Below are 20,739 nucleotides of genomic sequence, written 5' to 3' on the forward strand. Positions count from 1 at the left end.
AAAACCCTGCGCTTGACCTCACCTTGTTGCCACTATATATAGCGGTGCCGCGTCAGGCGCCAATCGCCTTTCACTTCTCGAATTCAGGAATTTTCTGATCCATGGGCAAATCGCTGGTCATTGTGGAATCCCCGGCTAAGGCCAAGACCATCAACAAGTATTTGGGCAACGAATACGTGGTGAAGTCGAGTATCGGCCATATCCGAGACCTGCCCACCAGCGGTTCGGCTAGCGCCAGCAAAGAGCCAGCCGCCAAGCGCGGCAAGGCTGCTGCGGGTGAAGTGCCGGCACTGTCGCCGAAAGAAAAAGCGCGCAAGCAGCTGGTCGCGCGCATGGGTGTCGATCCGGATCATGGTTGGAAAGCCAAGTACGAGATCCTCCCGGGCAAGGAAAAAGTCATCGAAGAGCTGCGCCGGCTCGCCAAGGATGCTGACACCATCTATCTCGCAACCGACTTGGACCGCGAGGGGGAAGCCATTGCCTGGCACCTGCGCGAAGCCATCGGTGGTGACGACACCCGCTACAAGCGCGTGGTGTTCAACGAAATCACCAAGAAGGCGATTCAGGAAGCCTTCTCGAAACCAGGCGAGCTCGATATCGATCGCGTCAACGCCCAGCAGGCGCGTCGCTTCCTCGACCGCGTCGTGGGCTACATGGTTTCGCCGCTGTTGTGGGCCAAGATCGCTCGCGGTTTGTCCGCCGGTCGCGTGCAGTCAGTTGCCGTGAAGCTGGTGGTCGAGCGCGAGCGTGAAATCCGCGCGTTCATCCCGGAAGAGTACTGGGAAGTGCACGCCGACCTCGGTACCGCCAAAGGCGCGACCGTGCGTTTCGACGTGGCTCGTGAAAAGGGCGAAGCCTTCAAGCCGCTCAACGAAACCCAGGCCATGGCCGCGCTGGAGAAGCTCAAGGCTTCCAGCTACAGCATCGTCAAGCGCGAAGACAAACCGACCAGCAGCAAGCCGTCGGCGCCGTTCATCACTTCCACCCTGCAGCAGGCCGCGAGCAACCGCCTGGGCTTCGGCGTGAAGAAGACCATGATGATGGCTCAGCGTTTGTACGAAGCCGGTTACATCACCTACATGCGTACCGACTCGACCAACCTCTCGGTTGATGCCGTGGCGATGGCGCGTACTTATATTGAAGGCGAATTCGGCAAGAAGTACCTGCCGGAAACCCCGAACGTCTACAGCAGCAAGGAAGGCGCACAAGAGGCTCACGAAGCGATTCGTCCGTCCGACGCCAATACCGAGCCAAGCAAGCTGTCGGGCATGGAGCGTGACGCTGAGCGCCTCTACGAGCTCATCTGGCGCCAGTTCCTCGCTTGCCAGATGCTGCCGGCGCAATACCTGTCGACTACCGTCACCGTGGGCGCTGGCGACTTCGAGCTGCGTGCCAAGGGCCGCATCCTGAAGTTCGACGGTTACACCCGGGTCATGCCGCAAATCGCCAAGCCAGGCGACGACGATGTGCTACCGGACATGGCCCAGGGCGACGCGATGAAGCTGATCAAGCTTGATCCGACCCAGCACTTCACCAAGCCGCCGGCGCGTTACTCGGAAGCCAGCCTGGTAAAGGAAATGGAAAAACGCGGCATCGGTCGTCCTTCGACCTACGCGGCGATCATTTCGACCATCCAGGACCGCGGCTACGTGGCGCTGCACAACCGTCGTTTCTATTCGGAAAAGATGGGCGACATCGTCACCGAGCGTCTGGCCGAAAGCTTCTCCAACCTGATGGACTACGGCTTCACCGCCGGTATGGAAGAGCATCTCGATGACGTGGCCCAGGGCGAGCGCGACTGGAAAAACGTGCTCGACGAGTTCTACGGCGACTTCAAGAAGAAACTCGAAGTGGCCGAAAGCCCGGAAAACGGCATGCGTGCCAACCAGCCGGTGATGACCGACATCCCGTGCACCACCTGCGGCCGTCCGATGCAGATCCGTACTGCCTCGACCGGCGTGTTCCTCGGTTGCTCGGGCTACAGCCTGCCGCCGAAAGAGCGCTGCAAGGCCACCGTCAACCTGGTGCCGGGCGATGAAATCGCTGCGGACGACGAGGGTGAATCGGAATCGCTGGTACTGCGTGGCAAGCATCGCTGCCCTATCTGCAGCACGGCGATGGATGCCTACCTGCTCGATGAGAAGCGCAAACTGCACATCTGTGGTAACAACCCCGATTGCGATGGCTACGAAATCGAAGAGGGCACTTATCGCATCAAGGGCTATGAAGGTCCGAGCCTGGAATGCGACAAGTGTGGCAGCGAGATGCAACTCAAGACTGGTCGCTTCGGCAAGTTCTTCGGCTGCACCAACGCGACGTGCAAGAACACTCGTAAACTGCTGAAAAGCGGTGACGCGGCACCACCGAAGATGGATCCGGTGAAGATGCCTGAGCTGAAGTGCGAAAAGGTCAACGACACCTACATCCTGCGCGATGGTGCATCCGGCCTGTTCCTGGCGGCCAGCCAGTTCCCGAAAAACCGCGAGACCCGTGCTCCGCTGGTGCTGGAAATCATCCCGCACAAGGATGAGATCGATCCGAAGTATCACTTCCTCTGCGAAGCGCCGAAGAAAGATCCGGATGGTCTGCCAGCCGTGATCCGTTACAGCCGCAAGACCAAGGAGCAGTACGTGCAGACCGAGGTCGACGGTAAGCCGACTGGCTGGAAAGCGTTCTACGACGGCGGTAAGTGGAAAGTCGAAGACAAGCGTCCAGCTGCGAAGGCGTAAGATAGCAAGACCCCTGTAGGAGCGAGCTTGCTCGCGAAGGACGTGAGAGCAACGTGGGTATTCTGAAGGCCCGCGTCATCGTTGACGACCATCGCGAGCAAGCTCGCTCCTACATGACCTGCATGAAGCCCTTATTCGTTGTGGAGGCTGCCGTCATGGCCCACGAACTCTATACCCGTACCAATCAGAAGATCTATTTCGCCGGCCTGTCACTGGAAGCACTGGCTCGCACGGAAGAGGGTCGGGCGATGAATTCGCTGGCGCTGATCCAGGCCGGACGCGAATCCGCACTGTTTCACCTGTACGGTGCATTGTTGGGCCTATGCCATGAAATCGCCGGCTTCTATCGCCTGCCGCAGGCCAATGCGCCCCGTGCAGAGCTGTTGCTGACGCGCGAAGTGCTGGACACCATCGCCATTCCGGAAATGGCCGAGATGGTCGAACTGGCCAACAACCCGGAAACCTGGTTGGCCAAGCTGCTGGCCGCCCATGCTGCGCTGTTTCAGCCGCCACGCGCGCCGCACAAGCCGAAAGGGGACGTGACCCGGCCACTGATTCAGGCTGTCAATCTGGATGAAGAGGGCGCGCCGGAGGAGTTAAGCCGGGAGGAACTGGAGAGTTGGCGTCAGAACCTGAAAGGATTGGCGATCCGGTTTCGTGAAGGGTTGAACGAGTGCTGACACAAGCAGTTGGGTGATGACATCTGGTCAAGATCCCAAGCGAAGCCCGAACGATGCCTATATAATCCCTGCCTTTCGTGGAGAACAGTCCTTTATGCCAACGTCCTTTCTAGAAATTGTCGAGTTACCAGACGGCCGAATCGAGCTGCGCAGGGCCGAGGACGAGGGTTCTCTGGTTACTTTGAATTTCTCCGAGGACGCCAAAGCGTTCCTGCAAGGGCAGCACGTGGAAGTCGCCAAGGCGATGTTGAGCGTCGGTGTTCAGATGGCGGGTCGCCTGGTTGAAGGCGAATTCGACAAGGATGAGGGGACACGGGTTCTTCATTGAGCCCCGTTCGTCGTTTTGCTGGTATCGCTACACATCGGCTTCTCTGCCCTTGGAGAAGCCTCGCGGGATGAAGTTCGCGCCCTGTCTGTCAGTTAGCCCAAACGAATATTCAAGCTCTGAGCGTCCCCGGTCCGGGCGGCGCTGATCAGTTGTTGCCGCGATTGGCTGCTCAGCGGGTTGATCCAGCTGACCACCGTGTGGCTGCGACCCAGGCGCAAGGCTTCGCAGGTCAGTTGCTGGGCGCTCTGGGTGCCTCTTGGTTGCAGCAGCAGAATGCGTTCGCGGTTGAGGCCGGCATCTCGCAACCAGGCTTGGGTCAGGCTGGCGGGCGGTGCAATCAATGTCAGCCAGCGTGCGTCCTGGTCCTGGCTCAATTCCCTGAGGATCGGTGCCAGGAGGCTCAGGCAGTTCCCGGCTGCACCACGCAGTGACAGCTCGCTGAAAACGTCGGGTTCGGCGCTCCAGGGGGACTCGACTACGTCTTTCAGAATCGGCGCCAATGGCTGAGCCATGAACGCTTCGAACAACGGCAGTTGGGTTTGCTGTGGTGATGTCTGTGGGAACTGCATGGTGCCTCCTTTAGCGGCGAATAACGCCGACACTCAAGCCTTCGATCACCAGTTCCTGGTCTTGAAGGTTCACTTCGATAGGGGCGAACTCGGGGTTCTCGGCGATCAGCCAGACTTTGCTGCCGTCACGCTTGAAACGCTTGACGGTCACTTCGTCGCCGATTCGCGCCACCACGATCTGGCCGTTACGGGCTTCGCGGGTGGTGTGGACCGCCAGCAGGTCGCCGTCGAAAATGCCGACATCCTTCATGCTCATCCCGTGGACGCGAAGCAGGTAGTCGGCGCGCGGATGGAAGAAGGCAGGGTTGATGTTGCAGGACTCTTCGATGTGTTGCTGCGCAAGAATCGGCGCGCCGGCTGCGACCCGGCCAATGATCGGCAGGGTGGAGTCGTCGGCCTTGGCTTCGAAGCCGGGGATGCGAATGCCGCGGGAGGCGCCAGGCGTCATCTCGATTGCACCCTTGCGGGCCAGGGCCTTGAGGTGTTCTTCCGCCGCGTTGGGCGACTTGAAACCCAGTTCCTGAGCGATTTCCGCACGGGTCGGCGGGTAGCCGTTGTCTTCCAGGCAGCGTTTGATGAAGGCCAGAATCTCGGCTTGGCGTGGCGTCAGCTTTAGCATATTGATCGCTCTGTTTTTTTATACAGTGACTGGGATTATATACAGTGGAGCGGTCTTGGCAATGCTCCATTTTTCAGTGGCCGCCGGACGGTCGATCAGTCAGTGGATTGAAGCTTCGCCGTTGTGTGGTTAAATGTCTGACCGACCATTCCCGAAACGAACTGCCAGACTTGACAAGGCACAGGCTGAAACGTATGTTTCAAACAAGTGTTTGTCAGGCGGAGTAGCCATGGCCCAGTCGGAAACCGTTGAACGCATTCTTGATGCAGCCGAGCAGTTGTTCGCGGAAAAAGGTTTCGCCGAAACCTCGTTGCGCCTGATCACCAGCAAGGCGGGTGTCAATCTGGCGGCGGTGAACTATCACTTCGGTTCGAAGAAGGCGTTGATCCAGGCGGTTTTCTCGCGGTTCCTCGGACCGTTCTGCCTCAGTCTCGATAAAGAGCTGGAGCGGCGCCAGGCCAAGCCTGAAGTCAGGCCGACACTCGAAGAGTTGCTGGAAATCCTCGTCGAGCAGGCCCTGGTGGTGCAGCCGCGCAGTGGCAACGACCTGTCTATCTTCATGCGTTTGCTGGGGCTGGCGTTCAGTCAGAGCCAGGGGCATTTGCGTCGTTATCTGGAAGACATGTACGGCAAGGTGTTCCGCCGCTACATGATGCTGGTCAACGAAGCGGCGCCGCGCATTCCGCCCATCGAGCTGTTCTGGCGCGTGCACTTCATGCTCGGTGCTGCGGCGTTCAGCATGTCCGGTATCAAGGCCTTGCGCGCGATTGCTGAAACCGACTTCGGCGTGAACACCTCGATCGAGCAGGTCATGCGTCTGATGGTGCCATTCCTGGCTGCTGGCATGCGTGCCGAATCCGGTGTGACTGACCCAGCGATGGCCACGGCCCAGTTGCGTCCGCGTAGCAAATCGACACCGGTTGCCGCCAAGGTTTGACCGCTCACGGGTGGGCGCGGCAGCTGACATCCGTTAAGCTAGCCGCCCATGCCGACTCTCGTTCTGAACCCGTTCCCCATTGAACTCGCCAATCTGCCGGGCCATGCCCTTGGCGGCGAATTCGTGTGGGCCGGGTTTTCTGTTATCAAGGAATTCTTATGACTGCTGGCTTGCAAGGCTCGTTGATGGTGGATGTCGCCGGTACCTGGCTGACGGCTGAGGATCGACAATTGTTGCGCCAACCCGAAGTGGGTGGCCTGATCATCTTTGCTCGCAATATCGAGCATCCACGGCAGGTGCGCGAGCTGAGTGCGGCCATTCGCGCCATCCGTCCCGATTTGTTGCTGGCTGTGGACCAGGAGGGCGGCCGCGTGCAACGCCTGCGCCAGGGTTTCGTGCGCTTGCCCGCCATGCGCGCCATTGCCGACAACCCGAACGCTGAATACCTGGCCGAGCAGTGCGGCTGGATCATGGCCACCGAAGTGCTGGCCGTTGGCCTGGACCTGAGCTTTGCCCCGGTGCTCGACCTCGATTACCAGCGCAGCGCCGTTGTCGGCACCCGTTCGTTCGAGGGCGATCCCGAGCGTGCTGCCTTGCTCGCGGGTGCATTCATCCGCGGCATGAACAGCGCAGGCATGGCGGCCACCGGCAAGCATTTTCCTGGTCACGGCTGGGCTGAAGCGGATTCCCACGTCGCGATCCCGAATGATGAGCGCAGCCTCGACGAGATCCGCGCCAACGACCTGGTGCCATTTGCCAAGTTGAGCAAGCAGCTGGCTGCGGTCATGCCGGCCCACGTTATTTATCCACAGGTCGATTCCCAGCCGGCCGGTTTCTCCCGCCGCTGGTTGCAGGACATCCTGCGCGGCGAGTTGCAGTTCGATGGCGTGATTTTCAGTGACGACCTGTCCATGGCGGGCGCTCACGTGGTCGGCGATGCTGCCAGCCGAATTGAAGCTGCACTGACTGCCGGTTGCGACATGGGCCTGGTGTGCAACGACCGTGCGGCCGCCGAACTGGCCCTGAGCGCTGCCCAGCGTCTGAAGGTCAAGCCATCCGAGCGTATCGCGCGGATGCGCGGCCAGTCGTCCGCCGGCACCGAATACCGTCAGGACCCACGCTGGCTGGCCGCTGTCGGTGCGCTCAAAGAAGCTCAATTGATTGATTAAGGACTGTTCGTTATGACGGTTTACGCGATTATCGGTGGCACTGGCCTGACTCAACTCGAAGGCCTGAGCATTCGCCAGTCACTGGCAGTGGACACGCCGTATGGCGCACCTTCGGCCGAAGTGCAGATCGGCGAGTATGCCGGCAAGGAAGTGCTGTTCCTCGCACGTCACGGCCATCCGCATCGTTTTCCGCCGCATCAGGTCAACTACCGCGCCAACCTCTGGGCGCTGAAGCAGGCAGGTGCTGAAGCCATCCTGGCGGTCAACGCCGTGGGCGGCATCCATGCGGCCATGGGCACCGGCCATTTCTGCGTGCCGCATCAGTTGATCGACTACACCAGTGGTCGTGAGCACACCTACTTTGCCGATGACCTGGAACACGTCACCCATATCGACTTCAGCTACCCCTACAGCGAGCCGCTGCGCCAGCAGTTGATTGCGGCATTGGCGGCTGAAGGCGTGGGCTACAGCAGTCATGGCGTGTATGCCTGCACTCAAGGGCCGCGTCTGGAGACGGTTGCGGAAATCGCCCGGCTGGAGCGCGACGGCTGCGACATCGTTGGCATGACCGGCATGCCGGAAGCGGCATTGGCCCGCGAGCTGGAGCTGGATTACGCCTGTCTGGCGCTGGTGGTGAACCCGGCAGCGGGCAAGTCGACGGCAGTGATCACCATGGCCGAGATCGAGCAGGCGTTGCATGACGGCATGGGCAAGGTGAAATCGACGTTGGCGCGGGTGCTCAAGGGCTGAGTTAGCCCAGGCACCGAGTCGCTCCCTTCGCGAGCAAGCCCGCTCCCACATTTGACTTGTGTTTAACCTCAACAGTGGAGGCAACACAAAAACACTGTGGGAGCGGGCTTGCTCGCGAAGGGGCCGGTTCAGGCGCCGAAGATTTCAGCGCTTCTCCAGGTTCTCCGGCAGCGGCGCAAACAGTGCCTCGATATCATCGCTTTGCAGTTTCCAGTCCCCGGCCTTGCGCCCATCCAGCACGCCGGCCGCGAGGTCGGATTTTTCCTTTTGCAGGTGCTGAATCTTTTCTTCCACAGTGCCGCGCGCAATCAACTTGTAAACGAACACCGGCTTCTCCTGGCCGATGCGATACGCCCGGTCGGTCGCCTGGTTTTCCGTCGCCGGGTTCCACCATGGGTCGTAGTGAATCACCGTGTCCGCTTCGGTCAGGTTCAGGCCAACGCCGCCGGCCTTCAGGCTGATCAGAAATATCTGACGCTTGCCGCTCTGGAATTCCTTCACTGGCGTGCGGCGGTCGCGGGTCTGGCCGGTCAGTAGGGCGTAGGCCACGCCGCGTTTGTTCAGTTCGTCTTCGATCAACGACAGCATTGAGGTGAACTGCGAGAACAGCAGGATCCGCCGACCTTCTTCAAACAGCTCTTCGAGCATTTCCATCAGGCTGTCGAGCTTGCCTGATGTGCTGCCACGGCTGGGCAGGGTTGCCTCGTTGACCAGGCGCAAGTCGCAGCACACCTGGCGCAGCTTGAGCAGCGCTTCGAGAATGATGATCTGGCTGCGGGCCACGCCTTTGCGGGTGATCTCGTCGCGGACCTTCTTGTCCATGGCCAGGCGCATGGTTTCGTACACGTCGCGCTGGGCCTCGTTGAGCTCGACCCAGTGGATGATTTCGGTTTTCGGTGGCAACTCGGTGGCCACCTGTTCCTTGGTGCGGCGCAGCAGGAACGGTTTGATCCGGCCGTTGAGGTGCTGGAGCCTGACCTCGCTGGTGCGTTTTTCAATCGGCACGCGGTAATCGCGATTGAAGCTTTTGACGTCGCCGAGCCAGCCGGGCAGGAGGAAGTGAAACAGCGACCACAGCTCACCGAGGTGGTTTTCCAGCGGCGTGCCGCTCAGGCACAGGCGCTGCCGGGCATTCAGTTCGCGGGCAGCCTGGGCGGCCTTGCTGGTCGGGTTCTTGATGTATTGCGCTTCATCCAGCACCAGTATGTGCAAGGGCTGCGCCGCCAGGCGTTCGACATCCTTGGGCAGCAGGGCATAGGTGGTCAGGATCAGATCGTAGTCAGCCAGCTTGTCGAAGTGCTTTTTGCGGCCGGCACCGTATAGCGCCAGCACCTTGAGCTGCGGCGTAAAGTGCGCCGCTTCGTCGAGCCAGTTGGGGATCAGGCTGGTCGGCATCACGACCATGCACGGCCGATCGAGGCGGCCGGCGTTTTTCTCGCTGAGTACGTGGGCCAGTGTCTGCAGGGTTTTGCCCAGGCCCATGTCGTCCGCGAGAATTCCACCCACTTCCAGCTGCCGCAGCGATTGCATCCAGCTCAGGCCTTCGAGCTGATATGGCCGCAGCGTCGCATTCAGGCCTTCCGGGGCGGTGGCCGTGTGGTCCTTGATGTCGCGCAGGCGCTGGGCAAAGGTGCGGATCTGATCGCCACCCTCCCAGAGCAGTGGCATGTCTTCCAGCGGGTTCAGGCGCGTGGCATCGGCCTTGCTCAGGCGCAGCGTGGTGTCGCCGGGTTCCTGCAGGTAGAACTCGCCGAGGGTGGCCAGCACCGGCTTCAAGCGGCCGAAGGGCAGGGCGACTTGCAGCGGGCCGTACTCGGAGTTCGGGCGATTGGGGATGTTGACCAGGATCAACTCGTCGTCGCGGCGTCGGGCGAGGCGTTCCGGGTTGAGGATTTCGGTGTGCGAGCGCATCAGGTTGAGCAGGATCGGCAACAGGCTCAGGCGTTCGCCGTTGACGATAATCCCCAGTTCCAGATCGAACCAGTCGCGCTCTGGAGCCTGTTCGACCGTGGCGTACCAGTCGTCGACCGCCGTCAGGTCGAAACCGAATTCCTCGTCGATCTGCAATTCCCAACCCTGGGTGCGCAACTTCGGCAGTTCATTGAGGGTAAAGGTCAGCCAGGCGCTGTCATTGACCATTTCGAACAGCTCGCCGGCACTTTCCGGCAGGGCCTTGCTTTGCCGGGTGGCGATTTTGAAACCGAGGATTCGCAACTGTTCCCGGTAGGACTGTTCCACCTCAGGGTGGCGTTTTATCCGCAGTGTCTGGGTTTCCTGGCGAATCAGGATGTCGGAATTTTTCTGCCCGCTAACGTATTCGTCCAGGTAACTGAAGGACAGCGCCGCCCGATGCTGGATGTAGCGCTGCATTCGACCGTTGCGCGGCTCGAATGCGCTGAACTCGATGCTGGCCAGCCACAGGCGCGGTACCGGTTGCACATTGTCCACCAGCACTTGCGGCGGAGCTTTCGGGCTGCGGTTTTCCAGGACGGCCTGGAGTTTTTCCAGGAGTTCGGCGTCTTTGGCGGCAGCAGGGTAGTCGAGGGTTTCCTGCACTTGCAGGAGCACCGCTGCGCAATGTTTGCAGTTGCTGTGGACGGGGCAGGAGCATGTGGCGTCGACCATCAGCAGCGTGCCCTTGGCTGACTCGCGCAGGCGAATGGTCTGACGGTAAACGTTACCGCCAGAGCCTTCGCAAGCGGCGATGATCGTGGCATCGCCGGCCTCGACGATCCTGACACGATTCTCCAGTGCGTAGCGGCGGCCACGCTCCAGGCTCTGTTCCTTGAATCGGCTGACCCAGGACGGTGCCAGGGGTTTGCTCAGGGTCGCGGACATGGGGAATCAGTCCGGAATTTCTTCGGGAGCTGCTCGGGGGGCGGGGGCGGTCAGTGAAGTGATCTTGATCAACAGGCCGAGGTGGCCGTTGTCGAGGAAGTTCAACTGGCCGTTCTTGGTGTGGCTTTCCTGTTTCAGGCGCTCGCTGGCGGTCACCATGCCATTGGCATCGATCTGGTTGACCCAGAAATCGGCGTCGACGTCGGTAAAGCGTCCCAGTTTCATGTTCAGCGTGCCCTCGATCGGGAACTGACCATATTGTTCCTTGCCATCGCTGACCGCCACTTTGCTGGCGGCTTCACCGAGGGGCTGTTGCCAGGCCTTGTGCAGCAACACCGTATAGTCGGCGCTGGCGGTGAGTTTTTCCACTTCGCCATTCAGGCTTGGCGTACGCAGGCTATCGGGGCTGACGGGTTGGGCGCCGGCAGCCCAGTCTTCCGGCGCGGCGCGGCTGACAATCGCCGGCACCGCATTTTGACGGACCAGAATCATTTCGACCTGATACAGGTCATCGGCAAATGCCGTGGGTGCGACCAGCGCTGGAATGAGCAGGGTCAGCAAGGTCAGGGAGCGAAACAGGCGCATGCGGCGTCCTTCAAGCAGTTTTCGGAACGAGGCGCTCGAACAGCGCCTCTACAGTATTAAAGCGCTCTTCCGGGCGCTCCATCGGAACCATGAACTTGAACATCGTGGCGCCTTCGAATTTGTAGCGTTTTGGCTGGCTCTGGATCAGCTTGATCAGGGTCAGCGGGTCGACCGGCGTCTGTGCGGCGAACTCGATGCGACCGCCTTGCGGGCCGCCATCGACCTTCTTGATGCCCAGTTGCTCGGCCTGCAATTTCAACGCAGTGATGCGGATCAGGTTCTTGGTCGGTTCCGGTAACAGGCCGAAACGATCGATCATCTCCACCTGCAAATCCTTGAGGCCGTCCTCATCGGTGGCCGAGGCAATGCGCTTGTAGAGAATCAGGCGGGCGTGGACATCCGGCAGATAGTCCTCGGGAATCAACGCCGGTACGCGCAAGTTGACTTCCGGTCCGCCGCCGAGCGGTTGATCGAGGTTCGGTTGCTCGCCCTTGCGGATCGACTTCACCGCGCGCTCGAGCATCTCCATGTACAGCGTGAAGCCGACCGCCTGGATCTGCCCGCTCTGGCCATCGCCAAGCAGTTCGCCAGCGCCACGGATTTCCAGGTCGTTGGTCGCGAGTACGAAGCCCGCGCCGAGGTCCTGGGTATTGGCGATCGCTTCCAGGCGCTTTTCCGCGTCCGGGGTGATTTGCTGGCGCGGTGGCGTCAGCAGGTAGGCGTAGGCCTGGTGGTGGCTGCGTCCGACCCGGCCGCGCAACTGGTGCAACTGCGCCAGGCCGAACTTGTCGGCGCGCTCGATGATGATGGTGTTGGCGCTCGGCACGTCGATACCGGTCTCGATGATGGTCGAGGCGATCAGCACGTTGAAGCGCTTGTGGTAGAAGTCGCTCATCACCTGTTCGAGATCGCGTTCGCGCATCTGCCCGTGACCGATGCCGATCCGTGCTTCCGGCACCAGCTCGGCGAGGTCGGCGGCGCATTTCTCGATGGTCTTGACGTCGTTGTGCAGGTAATAGACCTGGCCGCCACGCAGCAGCTCACGCAGCAGGGCCTCTTTGACCGTGCTATTGTTCTGCTCCATGACGAAGGTGCGTACCGACAGGCGACGGGCCGGCGGGGTGGCGATGATCGACAGATCACGCATGCCCGACACCGCCATGTTCAGTGTGCGCGGAATCGGCGTGGCGGTCAGGGTGAGGATGTCGACTTCGCTGCGCAGGGCCTTGAGCTGTTCTTTCTGACGCACACCGAAGCGGTGTTCTTCGTCGATGATCACCAGTCCGAGGTTTTTGATCTTCACGTCGTCCTGCAGCAGCTTGTGCGTGCCGATGACGATGTCGATCTTGCCCTCTGCGAGATCAGCGACCGCCGCATTCACTTCCTTGGCGGACTTGAAGCGGCTCATCACTTCAACGGTCACCGGCCAGTCGGCGAAGCGGTCGCGGAAGCTGTTGTAATGCTGCTGGGCGAGCAGGGTGGTCGGCACCAGGATCGCCACCTGGCGACCGCCGTGCACGGCAATGAACGCGGCGCGCATGGCCACTTCGGTCTTGCCGAAGCCAACGTCGCCGCACACCAGGCGGTCCATCGGCTTCGGCGCGAGCATGTCTTCGCGCACCGCTTCGATGGTGGTTTGCTGGTCCGGGGTTTCTTCGAACGGGAAACCGGCGCTGAAGGTGGCGTAGTCGGCTTTCGGATCGGCAAAGGCGTAGCCTTCACGGGCGGCACGGCGGGCATAGATGTCGAGCAACTCGGCGGCCACGTCGCGCACCTGTTCGGCGGCCTTGCGCTTGGCTTTCTGCCAGGTCTCGGAACCAAGGCGGTGCAGCGGGGCCAGGGCATCGTCGCTGCCGGTGTAGCGGGCGATCAGGTGCAGGTTGGCCACCGGCACGTAGAGCTTGGCGTTCTCGGCGTATTCCAGTGTCAGGAATTCAGCGGCCTGACTGTCGATCTCGAGGATCGTCAGGCCCAGGTAGCGGCCGACGCCGTGGTCGATGTGCACCACCGGCGCGCCTTCGCGCAACTCGGTGAGGTTCTTGATGACGGCATCGTTGTTGGCATCGGCACGTTTTTCCCGGCGCCGGCGCTGCATCACGCGCTGGCCGAACAACGGGCTTTCGGCAACCAGGGCCAGGGCCGGGTCGTCGAGTTGAAGGCCTTCATCGAGCGGGGCGATAGTGATCGCCAGGCGCTCCTTGCCGGCGACAAAGTCCGGCCAGCTGTCGACGGTTTTCGGTCGCAGCTTCAAGCGTTCCAGCAGCTCCAGCAGCACTTCGCGGCGGCCTGCCGATTCGGCGGTAAACAGCACGCGGCCGGGGAACTGGTCGAGGAACTCGGCCAGCGCCGCCAGCGGTTGCGTGGCCTTGGCTTCGATGGCCAGGTTCGGCAGCTCCCGAGCGGGGAATCGCTCGCGACCGCTACCGCTTTCCACGTCCTGTTGACTGGCCACCACACGCGGCCAGTTCTTCAGGCGCGCAAAGCAATCTTCCACCGGCAGGAACAACTCGGCGGGCGGCAATAAAGGACGGGACGGATCGACGCGGCGTTCTTCATAGCGATTGCGCACGTCGTTCCAGAAGTTTTCCGCCGCCTGTTCGATGCCCGGCAGGGAAAACACTTGTGTGTCCTGGGGCAAGTAATCGAACAGGGTCGAGGTTTCTTCGAAGAACAGCGGCAGGTAGTACTCGATGCCGGCCGGGGTAATCCCGCTGCTCAAGTCCTGGAAGATCGGGCAGCGGCGGAAGTCGACGTCAAAGCGCTCGCGGAAGCGCGCCTTGAAACGCGTGACCGCTTCCTTCTGCAGTGGGAACTCCTTGGCCGGCAACAACTTGACCGAATCGACCTTGTCGATCGAGCGCTGGTTCTCCGGGTCGAAGGTGCGCAGGGTCTCGATTTCGTCGTCGAACAGATCGATGCGATACGGCAGCTTGCTGCCCATCGGGAACAGGTCGATCAGCGAGCCGCGAACCGTGAACTCACCGTGTTCATACACCGTATCGACGTAGCGATAACCCGTGGCTTCAAGCCGGGTGCGCATTTGCTCGACGTCGAGTTTCTGGCCGATATCCAGCACCAGGCTGCTGCCGAGCAGGAATTTGGTCGGCGCGAGGCGGTGCAGGGCAGTGGTGATCGGCACCACCAGCACGCCATGACTCAGTTCCGGCAGCCGGTACAGGCTGGCGATGCGCTGGGAAATGATGTCCTGGTGCGGTGAGAACAGGTCGTAAGGCAGGGTTTCCCAGTCGGGAAAGTGCAGTACGGGCAAATCCGGGGCGAAGAAACCCAACTCCTGTTCCAGCCGTTCGGCACTTTGGCTGTCGGCAGTCAGCAGCAGGGTAAAGCGCTTGGCAGCGCTGGCAGCCTCGGCGATGGCCAGGCTCAGGGCGGCACCGGGCAGGTTGCCCCAGTGCTGTTTACCTGCCACGGCAGGGAGAAGCGGTAGACGCAGAACGGGCACGGAAGGTTGAGCTCCAAGCGTTGCGACAAAGTCGGTAATTGTAGCGGTCTACGATGCCGCCTGTCAGTTGCTGACTGCGTCTAAAGCGCTGGTTTGGCGAAATGTAGTGGTAAAGACAAAATTCGGCGGTTTTTTGCCGCGAATTACTGAATATGTAGTGACAAACACAACGAGTGTTACGGAGGGTTACGGATAAGGTGGCGCGACCTCCAAAAAATTGACTGCGCTGCAAGCCCCGGTTTTATTGGGCTGGCGCGAGGCGTAATTTTTTTGAACGACGATTTGTTACGTAAAGCACGACGGGCGCGCATTGCTACCGCTGTCACTCGGCGGCATAATGTAGCCCCTTTTTTCTGCCCCTACATGTGGAAGGTTCCCGTGACTCAGAAGCCCGACCAGTGTCTTGGTGAATGGATCGACCGTGAAGCACTCGCAGAAGCGATGATTCCGCTTATCGGTCAGCTCTACCGCAATAACAACGTGGTGAGCTCGATCTATGGCCGCAGCCTGATCAATCGTTCAGTCATTGCGATTCTCAAAGCTCACCGCTTTGCTCGTCACCGTCAGTCCGACGAAAGCGAGCTGTCCGTCCACGAAACATTCCCGCTGATCAAGGCGATGAGCGAACTCAAGCTCGGCGCCGCTTCGGTGGACCTGGGCAAGCTGGCGGCCAAATTCAAGGCCGAAGGCAATGGCCGTACTGCCGAGCAGTTCGTCCGTGAAGAACTGGCCGACGTGGTTGGCCAGCAGAACGCTTCCGCCCGCAAAGGCACCGACGTTGTCCTCTACGGCTTCGGTCGTATCGGCCGTCTGCTGGCGCGCATCCTGATCGAGAAAACCGGTGGTGGCGACGGCCTGCGCCTGCGCGCCATCGTTGTCCGCAAGGGCGCCGAGAACGACCTGGTCAAGCGTGCCAGCCTGCTGCGTCGTGACTCGGTCCATGGTCCGTTCGATGGCACCATCACCATCGATGAAGCCAACAACACCATCACCGCCAACGGCAACCTGATCCAGGTTATCTACGCCAAGAGCCCGGCCGAAGTCGACTACACCCAGTACGGCATCGAAAACGCGCTGATCGTCGACAACACCGGTGTATGGCGTGACGCCGACGGCCTGGGCCAGCACCTGGCCTGCCCGGGCGCTGCCCGCGTGATCCTCACCGCACCTGGCAAGGGCGCGCTGAAGAACATCGTGCACGGCATCAACCATGGCGATATCACCCCTGACGACAAGATCATCTCGGCGGCTTCCTGCACCACCAACGCCATCGTGCCGGTGCTCAAGGCAGTCAACGACAAGTACGGCATCGTCAACGGCCACGTCGAAACCGTTCACTCGTTCACCAACGACCAGAACCTGATCGACAACTTCCACAAGGGCAGCCGTCGTGGCCGCGCCGCGCCGCTGAACATGGTCATCACCGAGACCGGTGCCGCCACTGCAGCCGCCAAGGCACTGCCAGTGCTCAAGGGCAAGCTGACCGGCAACGCGATTCGCGTTCCTACGCCGAACGTGTCGATGGCCATCCTGAACCTGAACCTGGAAAAGGCCACCACTCGCGAAGAAATCAACGAGTACCTGCGCCAGATGGCCATGCACTCGGACCTGCACAAGCAGATCGACTACGTGAGCTCCCAGGAAGTGGTTTCCACCGACTTCGTTGGCTCGCGCCACGCAGGCGTTGTGGACGCTGAAGCGACCATCACCCAGGATAACCGCGTTGTACTGTACGTTTGGTACGACAACGAGTTCGGTTACAGCTGCCAGGTGGTTCGCGTGATGGAAGACATGGCCGGTGTAAACCCGCCAGCATTCCCGCGCTAAGCCTTTAGCTGCACATGAAACGCCCCGGCCCTGGTCGGGGCGTTTTTGTTTGTGCTGGCCTCTTCGCGGGCAAGCCTGTTCCCACAGGGATTGTGGCGGTCACTGAAGATCAAAATTGTGCGGGCTTGCTCGCGAAAGCGCTGGATCAGTCGCCATCTCTGTTGAATGTGCCGGCCTCTTCGCGAGCAAGCCCGCTCCCACAGTTTCTATCGCATAATGGCGAACCTTCATGGTGTGTCAGGGTGTTCTTCAGGGGATGCAGGATTTGTTGATCTGGCGGATAGGGTGCTTTGTGTTGTTCGGCCTGGTGTCCGGTTGCGGCAACGAAGACGCCCTCGAAAGCTTCGGCGGTCCGACCATGGGCAGCACTTTTTCGATCAAGTATGTGCGCCATGCCGGCCTTGCGGCGCCGGACGCAGTCCGCGTTCAGGTCGAGCAGATCCTCGCTGATATTGACCGGCAAATGTCGACCTACCGCAGCGACTCGGACATCGAGCGCTTCAATGCATTGCCGGCCAACCGCTGTCAGGCAATGCCGGCGTCGATCCTCGAACTGGTCCGCGTGGGCGAGCAACTGTCAGTGCAAAGCGACGGTTCCTACGATCTGACGGTGGAGCCGTTGTTGAATCTCTGGGGGTTCGGTCCGCAGGCCCGGGAAGAGAAAGTCCCGAGCGCCGAAGCCCTCGCCGAAGTCCGCCAGCGCGTCGGTCACCAGCACTTGCGCATCGAGGGCGACCGGTTATGCAAGGACGCTGCCGTCGAGGTCGACTTCAACAGCATTGCCGCCGGTTATGTGGTGGACACGATTGCCGCACGGCTCGAGGCGATGGGCATCCACGACTATCTCGCCGAAGTCACGGGTGAGCTCAAGGCGGCCGGCAGGAAGCCTGACGGGTCGCCATGGCGCATCGCCCTGGAAGAACCGCGGGATGACCGGCAGGTGGCCGAGCGCGTCATTGTTGTCGATGGCTATGGCCTGTCCACTTCCGGCGACTACCGGAATTACTTCGAGCAGGGCGGTCGGCGCTTTTCCCACACCTTCGATGCCCGCACCGGTGCGCCGGTCTCACATGACCTGGCGTCCGTCACGGTGATTCATCCTTCAGCGTTGATGGCCGATGGCTTATCGACGCTGTTGCTGATTCTCGGCCCGGAGCGCGGTTGGGACTACGCAGAAAAACACGATATCGGCGCATTTTTTGTGATTCGTGCCGATACAGGTTTCGTCACACGCAGCAGTCACGCTTTTGAACGCCTCAGTGGTAAAAAAACCGAATGATTTCGGCGATTTGAGCATTGAAAACTGGCGTTGTAGCGCTGGCAAAAGTAGCCTACGACGCGACCAAGGGTTAATGTGCGCGGCGTTGACGCTTCTATAGACTGTGTCCGGGTTCTGCACTGGCCCCAAATTGTTCCTTCATGCCACACATTGGCGTGATTTAGCCGCAGGTGCCGAGGGTGCCGCGGCCTGTTCTGAGGAGTACGCATGGCTGTCTACAACTACGACGTGGTGGTGTTGGGTTCCGGCCCGGCGGGGGAAGGCGCGGCAATGAACGCCGCCAAGGCAGGGCGCAAGGTCGCGATGGTCGATAGCCGTCGCCAGGTCGGCGGCAACTGCACTCACTTGGGCACCATCCCGTCCAAGGCACTGCGTCACTCGGTGCGGCAGATCATGCAGTTCAACACCAACCCGATGTTCCGGGCCATTGGTGAGCCGCGCTGGTTCTCGTTCCCGGACGTGTTGAAAAGCGCCGAGAAAGTCATCTCCAAGCAAGTCGCTTCGCGTACCGGCTACTACGCGCGTAACCGCGTCGACGTGTTCTTCGGCACCGGCAGCTTCGCCGACGAGCAAACCATCGAAGTGGTCTGCGCCAACGGCGTGGTCGAAAAGCTGGTGGCCAAGCACATCATCATTGCTACCGGTTCGCGTCCTTATCGCCCGGCGGACATCGATTTCCACCACCCGCGTATCTACGATAGCGACACCATCCTCAGCCTCGGCCACACCCCGCGCAAACTCATCGTTTACGGCGCCGGCGTGATCGGTTGCGAATACGCCTCGATCTTCAGCGGTCTGGGTGTACTGGTCGAACTGGTGGACAACCGTGGCCAGTTGCTGAGTTTCCTCGACTCGGAAATTTCCCAGGCCCTGAGTTACCACTTCAGCAACAACAACATCACGGTTCGCCACAACGAAGACTACGACCGCGTCGAAGGCGTGGACAACGGTGTGATACTGCACCTCAAGTCCGGCAAGAAGATCAAGGCCGACGCCTTGCTCTGGTGCAACGGTCGTACCGGCAACACCGATCAGTTGGGTCTGGAAAACATCGGCGTGAAGGTCAACAGCCGTGGTCAGATCGAAGTCGACGAGGCGTACCGCACCTGCGTGCCGAACATCTACGGCGCCGGTGACGTGATCGGCTGGCCGAGCCTGGCCAGTGCCGCCCACGACCAGGGCCGTTCCGCCGCTGGCAGCATCGTCGATAACGGTAGCTGGCGCTTTGTGAATGACGTGCCGACCGGCATCTACACCATTCCGGAGATCAGCTCGATCGGCAAGAACGAGCAGGAACTGACCCAGGCCAAGGTGCCGTACGAAGTCGGCAAGGCGTTCTTCAAGAGCATGGCGCGCGCGCAGATCGCCGGCGAGCCGCAAGGCATGCTGAAGATCCTGTTCCACCGTGAAACCCTGGAAGTGCTGGGCGTTCACTGCTTCGGTTATCAGGCGTCGGAGATCGTGCACATCGGTCAGGCGATCATGAACCAGCCGGGCGAACTGAACACGCTGAAGTACTTCGTCAACACCACGTTCAACTACCCGACCATGGCCGAAGCCTATCGGGTAGCCGCATACGACGGCCTCAACCGGCTTTTTTGAGCGGCTCCGGCCGGTGGCCTGAGCCGGCCGGGGAGACCGATTTCAGCAATTCTCGAGCGTGGCAGTGGCCAAACCGGGAAAGTCTGTAATCAGGCTGTCAACGCCGAAGTCGGCGAGTCTGCGCATCAGCGCAGGCTCGTTGACGGTCCATACCGACACATGCAGCCCCTGACGCTGCGCTTTTTGCAGGCGTTCCGGCGTGCACAGGGTCCAGTTCAGCGCCAGAATCTCACAGCCATAACTGGCCGCGACCTTCAGCGGGTCGAGCCAGGCGTACTCGGCCACCAGCCCGCGGGATACGTCCGGCACCAGTTCCAGCGCCGCCTTGAGCACTTCACGGGAGCTCGAGGTGATGGTCACCTTGTCCATCAGGCCATGGCGCTGCGCCATCTCGCGAATCGCCAGCACGGTGGTCGCGGCACGCATCCGTGATGCGCTCTTGACTTCCAGCTGCCAGTGATCGAAGTCGCACTTTTCGAACAGTTCTTCCAGCGTCGGGATCGGGCAGGGCTTGATCCAGCCGGGGCCGCCCTTGCGTGCGTCATAGGTCACAAGCTCGGCCGCCGTGTGCTCGACGACCTTGCCGCGACGGTCAGTGGTGCGTTTGAGGGTCGGGTCGTGGATGACCATCAGCTCGCCGTCGCTGGACAGGTGCAGGTCCAGTTCGCAACGACGCACGCCGTGCTTGAGACATTCCTGAAAGCTGGTCAGGGTGTTTTCCGGTGCTTCGCCCTTGGCGCCGCGATGGCCGTAGATGAGGGTCACGGTTCTTCCTTAATTTAATTGCCTGATTCGAGTTGTTCGCGGGCCAGGCGTCGTTCCTGGGCCTGCTTTTGCAAGATGTGGCGGGCCAACAGTTGGCGCTGAGCATCGGTCAGGTGTTCGAACTCGGTGCCAACGTCATAACCATCGCCCTTGCGGTCGCAATGGGTGACGCGGGCGCGCAGCAGCAGGCCCAGGGCTTGCGGCATCAGCACCAGCTTGACCGACAGGCGTGCGCCGGTGGCAATGGGCGAGGGATGCTGAAAGTCGATGCCGCCTTCGGAAATGATCACCGGCTGCGGTTCGCCGATCTGCCCGAGCACGGTGATGGCGATCACCTGGCTCAGCAAGTCGATGCGTTTGTTCTGGGATTTGAGGAACGCCGCGATGTTCCGGTCGCGTTCGCTGATCTGGCGCAACAGGTGTTGCGACTCGAATTCGCTCAGGTGCAGTTCGCTGAGCAAGTTGAAGAGCGGGGAAGCATCCTGCAACACTTCCTGGCCTGAGGCTTCGGTAGCGGACAGGGGCCGAATTTCCAGTGCGATCGTATCCTCGATACGGTAGTATTCGCGGCGATCTTCTTCATCTAATGTCGACATGGCGAA

General features: G+C 60.8%; 16 protein-coding genes. 9 read left to right on the plus strand and 7 right to left on the minus strand.

The genetic code is table 11. The features are described 5' to 3' along the window. Positions 1–101 precede the first annotated feature (101 nt). The 3 genes from topA (at position 102) to KGA88_RS21835 (ending at position 3,737) form a co-directional block, all read left to right on the plus strand. On the plus strand, positions 102–2,729 hold the full coding sequence (gene topA / locus KGA88_RS21825) for a type I DNA topoisomerase (RefSeq protein ID WP_223594222.1): 2,628 nt from the start codon (positions 102–104) through the stop codon (positions 2,727–2,729). 155 nt (positions 2,730–2,884) lie between these two features. Then, positions 2,885–3,409 carry a DUF6586 family protein gene (locus tag KGA88_RS21830; protein ID WP_223594232.1) on the plus strand — a complete coding sequence of 175 codons (525 nt, stop codon included), beginning with the start codon at positions 2,885–2,887 and terminating at the stop codon, positions 3,407–3,409. Between the two features lie 94 nt (positions 3,410–3,503). Beyond that, on the plus strand, positions 3,504–3,737 hold the full coding sequence (locus KGA88_RS21835; RefSeq protein WP_110658444.1) for a hypothetical protein: 234 nt from the start codon (positions 3,504–3,506) through the stop codon (positions 3,735–3,737). Between the two features lie 92 nt (positions 3,738–3,829). Here KGA88_RS21835 and sulA read toward each other — a convergent pair whose 3' ends face one another. Together sulA and lexA are read right to left on the minus strand one after the other, a co-directional pair. Next, complete coding sequence (gene sulA, locus KGA88_RS21840; protein ID WP_056721998.1) at positions 3,830–4,306, minus strand: SOS-induced cell division inhibitor SulA; 477 nt, start codon at positions 4,304–4,306, stop codon at positions 3,830–3,832. Positions 4,307–4,316: 10 nt separating this feature from the next. Beyond that, on the minus strand, positions 4,317–4,925 hold the full coding sequence (gene lexA, locus KGA88_RS21845; RefSeq protein ID WP_007974043.1) for a transcriptional repressor LexA: 609 nt from the start codon (positions 4,923–4,925) through the stop codon (positions 4,317–4,319). 229 nt (positions 4,926–5,154) lie between these two features. On the opposite strand from lexA, the gene KGA88_RS21850 reads away from it, so the two are divergent. From KGA88_RS21850 to KGA88_RS21860, 3 genes are all read left to right on the plus strand, one after another. Beyond that, a complete protein-coding gene (locus tag KGA88_RS21850; protein WP_110658446.1) occupies positions 5,155–5,862 on the plus strand; it encodes a TetR/AcrR family transcriptional regulator in 708 nt (235 codons plus the stop codon). A 158-nt stretch (positions 5,863–6,020) separates the two neighbouring features. Further along, positions 6,021–7,031: a beta-N-acetylhexosaminidase gene (gene nagZ, locus KGA88_RS21855; protein ID WP_223594224.1), complete on the plus strand. Its 1,011-nt coding sequence runs from the start codon at positions 6,021–6,023 to the stop codon at positions 7,029–7,031. 12 nt (positions 7,032–7,043) lie between these two features. Then, positions 7,044–7,781: an S-methyl-5'-thioinosine phosphorylase gene (locus KGA88_RS21860; RefSeq protein ID WP_007991412.1), complete on the plus strand. Its 738-nt coding sequence runs from the start codon at positions 7,044–7,046 to the stop codon at positions 7,779–7,781. A gap of 144 nt (positions 7,782–7,925) precedes the next feature. Here the strand turns inward: KGA88_RS21860 and KGA88_RS21865 are convergent, their stop codons facing one another. Genes KGA88_RS21865 through mfd form a run of 3 tightly spaced genes read right to left on the minus strand, consistent with a single transcriptional unit; the run spans position 7,926 to position 14,664 of the window. Next, positions 7,926–10,619, minus strand: coding sequence for a DEAD/DEAH box helicase (locus tag KGA88_RS21865; RefSeq protein ID WP_223594225.1), 2,694 nt, complete (start codon positions 10,617–10,619; stop codon positions 7,926–7,928). Between the two features lie 6 nt (positions 10,620–10,625). Next, on the minus strand, positions 10,626–11,204 hold the full coding sequence (locus tag KGA88_RS21870) for a CsiV family protein (protein ID WP_110659758.1): 579 nt from the start codon (positions 11,202–11,204) through the stop codon (positions 10,626–10,628). A gap of 10 nt (positions 11,205–11,214) precedes the next feature. Further along, complete coding sequence (mfd, locus tag KGA88_RS21875) at positions 11,215–14,664, minus strand: transcription-repair coupling factor (RefSeq protein WP_223594226.1); 3,450 nt, start codon at positions 14,662–14,664, stop codon at positions 11,215–11,217. Positions 14,665–15,027: 363 nt separating this feature from the next. On the opposite strand from mfd, the gene KGA88_RS21880 reads away from it, so the two are divergent. From KGA88_RS21880 to sthA, 3 genes are all read left to right on the plus strand, one after another. Beyond that, positions 15,028–16,491, plus strand: coding sequence for a glyceraldehyde-3-phosphate dehydrogenase (locus tag KGA88_RS21880; RefSeq protein WP_007974029.1), 1,464 nt, complete (start codon positions 15,028–15,030; stop codon positions 16,489–16,491). Positions 16,492–16,747: 256 nt separating this feature from the next. After that, a complete protein-coding gene (locus KGA88_RS21885) occupies positions 16,748–17,770 on the plus strand; it encodes an FAD:protein FMN transferase (RefSeq protein WP_223594227.1) in 1,023 nt (340 codons plus the stop codon). A 207-nt stretch (positions 17,771–17,977) separates the two neighbouring features. After that, positions 17,978–19,372: a Si-specific NAD(P)(+) transhydrogenase gene (sthA, locus tag KGA88_RS21890; RefSeq protein WP_007984277.1), complete on the plus strand. Its 1,395-nt coding sequence runs from the start codon at positions 17,978–17,980 to the stop codon at positions 19,370–19,372. Between the two features lie 42 nt (positions 19,373–19,414). Here sthA and KGA88_RS21895 read toward each other — a convergent pair whose 3' ends face one another. Both KGA88_RS21895 and KGA88_RS21900 read right to left on the minus strand, forming a co-directional pair. Then, positions 19,415–20,137 carry a glycerophosphodiester phosphodiesterase gene (locus tag KGA88_RS21895; protein WP_110659754.1) on the minus strand — a complete coding sequence of 241 codons (723 nt, stop codon included), beginning with the start codon at positions 20,135–20,137 and terminating at the stop codon, positions 19,415–19,417. A 14-nt stretch (positions 20,138–20,151) separates the two neighbouring features. Then, the gene (locus KGA88_RS21900) at positions 20,152–20,733 is read right to left on the minus strand and encodes a PilZ domain-containing protein (RefSeq protein ID WP_223594228.1); all 582 of its coding nucleotides are present in this window, start codon (positions 20,731–20,733) and stop codon (positions 20,152–20,154) included. Between the last annotated feature and the right edge of the window lie 6 nt (positions 20,734–20,739).

The organism is Pseudomonas sp. A-R-19, from assembly GCF_019956575.1.
In the GTDB taxonomy this organism is placed as follows: Bacteria; Pseudomonadota; Gammaproteobacteria; order Pseudomonadales; family Pseudomonadaceae; genus Aquipseudomonas.

Excerpts from the sequence above, each read along its gene's own strand:
- topA (WP_223594222.1), top strand. The coding sequence starts at position 102 with ATGGGCAAATCGCTGGTCATTGTGGAATCCCCGGCTAAGGCCAAGACC.
- KGA88_RS21830 (WP_223594232.1), top strand. The coding sequence starts at position 2,885 with ATGGCCCACGAACTCTATACCCGTACCAATCAGAAGATCTATTTCGCC.
- KGA88_RS21835 (WP_110658444.1), top strand. The coding sequence starts at position 3,504 with ATGCCAACGTCCTTTCTAGAAATTGTCGAGTTACCAGACGGCCGAATC.
- sulA (WP_056721998.1), bottom strand. The coding sequence starts at position 4,306 with ATGCAGTTCCCACAGACATCACCACAGCAAACCCAACTGCCGTTGTTC.
- lexA (WP_007974043.1), bottom strand. The coding sequence starts at position 4,925 with ATGCTAAAGCTGACGCCACGCCAAGCCGAGATTCTGGCCTTCATCAAA.
- KGA88_RS21850 (WP_110658446.1), top strand. The coding sequence starts at position 5,155 with ATGGCCCAGTCGGAAACCGTTGAACGCATTCTTGATGCAGCCGAGCAG.
- nagZ (WP_223594224.1), top strand. The coding sequence starts at position 6,021 with ATGACTGCTGGCTTGCAAGGCTCGTTGATGGTGGATGTCGCCGGTACC.
- KGA88_RS21860 (WP_007991412.1), top strand. The coding sequence starts at position 7,044 with ATGACGGTTTACGCGATTATCGGTGGCACTGGCCTGACTCAACTCGAA.
- KGA88_RS21865 (WP_223594225.1), bottom strand. The coding sequence starts at position 10,619 with ATGTCCGCGACCCTGAGCAAACCCCTGGCACCGTCCTGGGTCAGCCGA.
- KGA88_RS21870 (WP_110659758.1), bottom strand. The coding sequence starts at position 11,204 with ATGCGCCTGTTTCGCTCCCTGACCTTGCTGACCCTGCTCATTCCAGCG.
- KGA88_RS21880 (WP_007974029.1), top strand. The coding sequence starts at position 15,028 with ATGTGGAAGGTTCCCGTGACTCAGAAGCCCGACCAGTGTCTTGGTGAA.
- KGA88_RS21885 (WP_223594227.1), top strand. The coding sequence starts at position 16,748 with ATGCAGGATTTGTTGATCTGGCGGATAGGGTGCTTTGTGTTGTTCGGC.
- sthA (WP_007984277.1), top strand. The coding sequence starts at position 17,978 with ATGGCTGTCTACAACTACGACGTGGTGGTGTTGGGTTCCGGCCCGGCG.
- KGA88_RS21900 (WP_223594228.1), bottom strand. The coding sequence starts at position 20,733 with ATGTCGACATTAGATGAAGAAGATCGCCGCGAATACTACCGTATCGAG.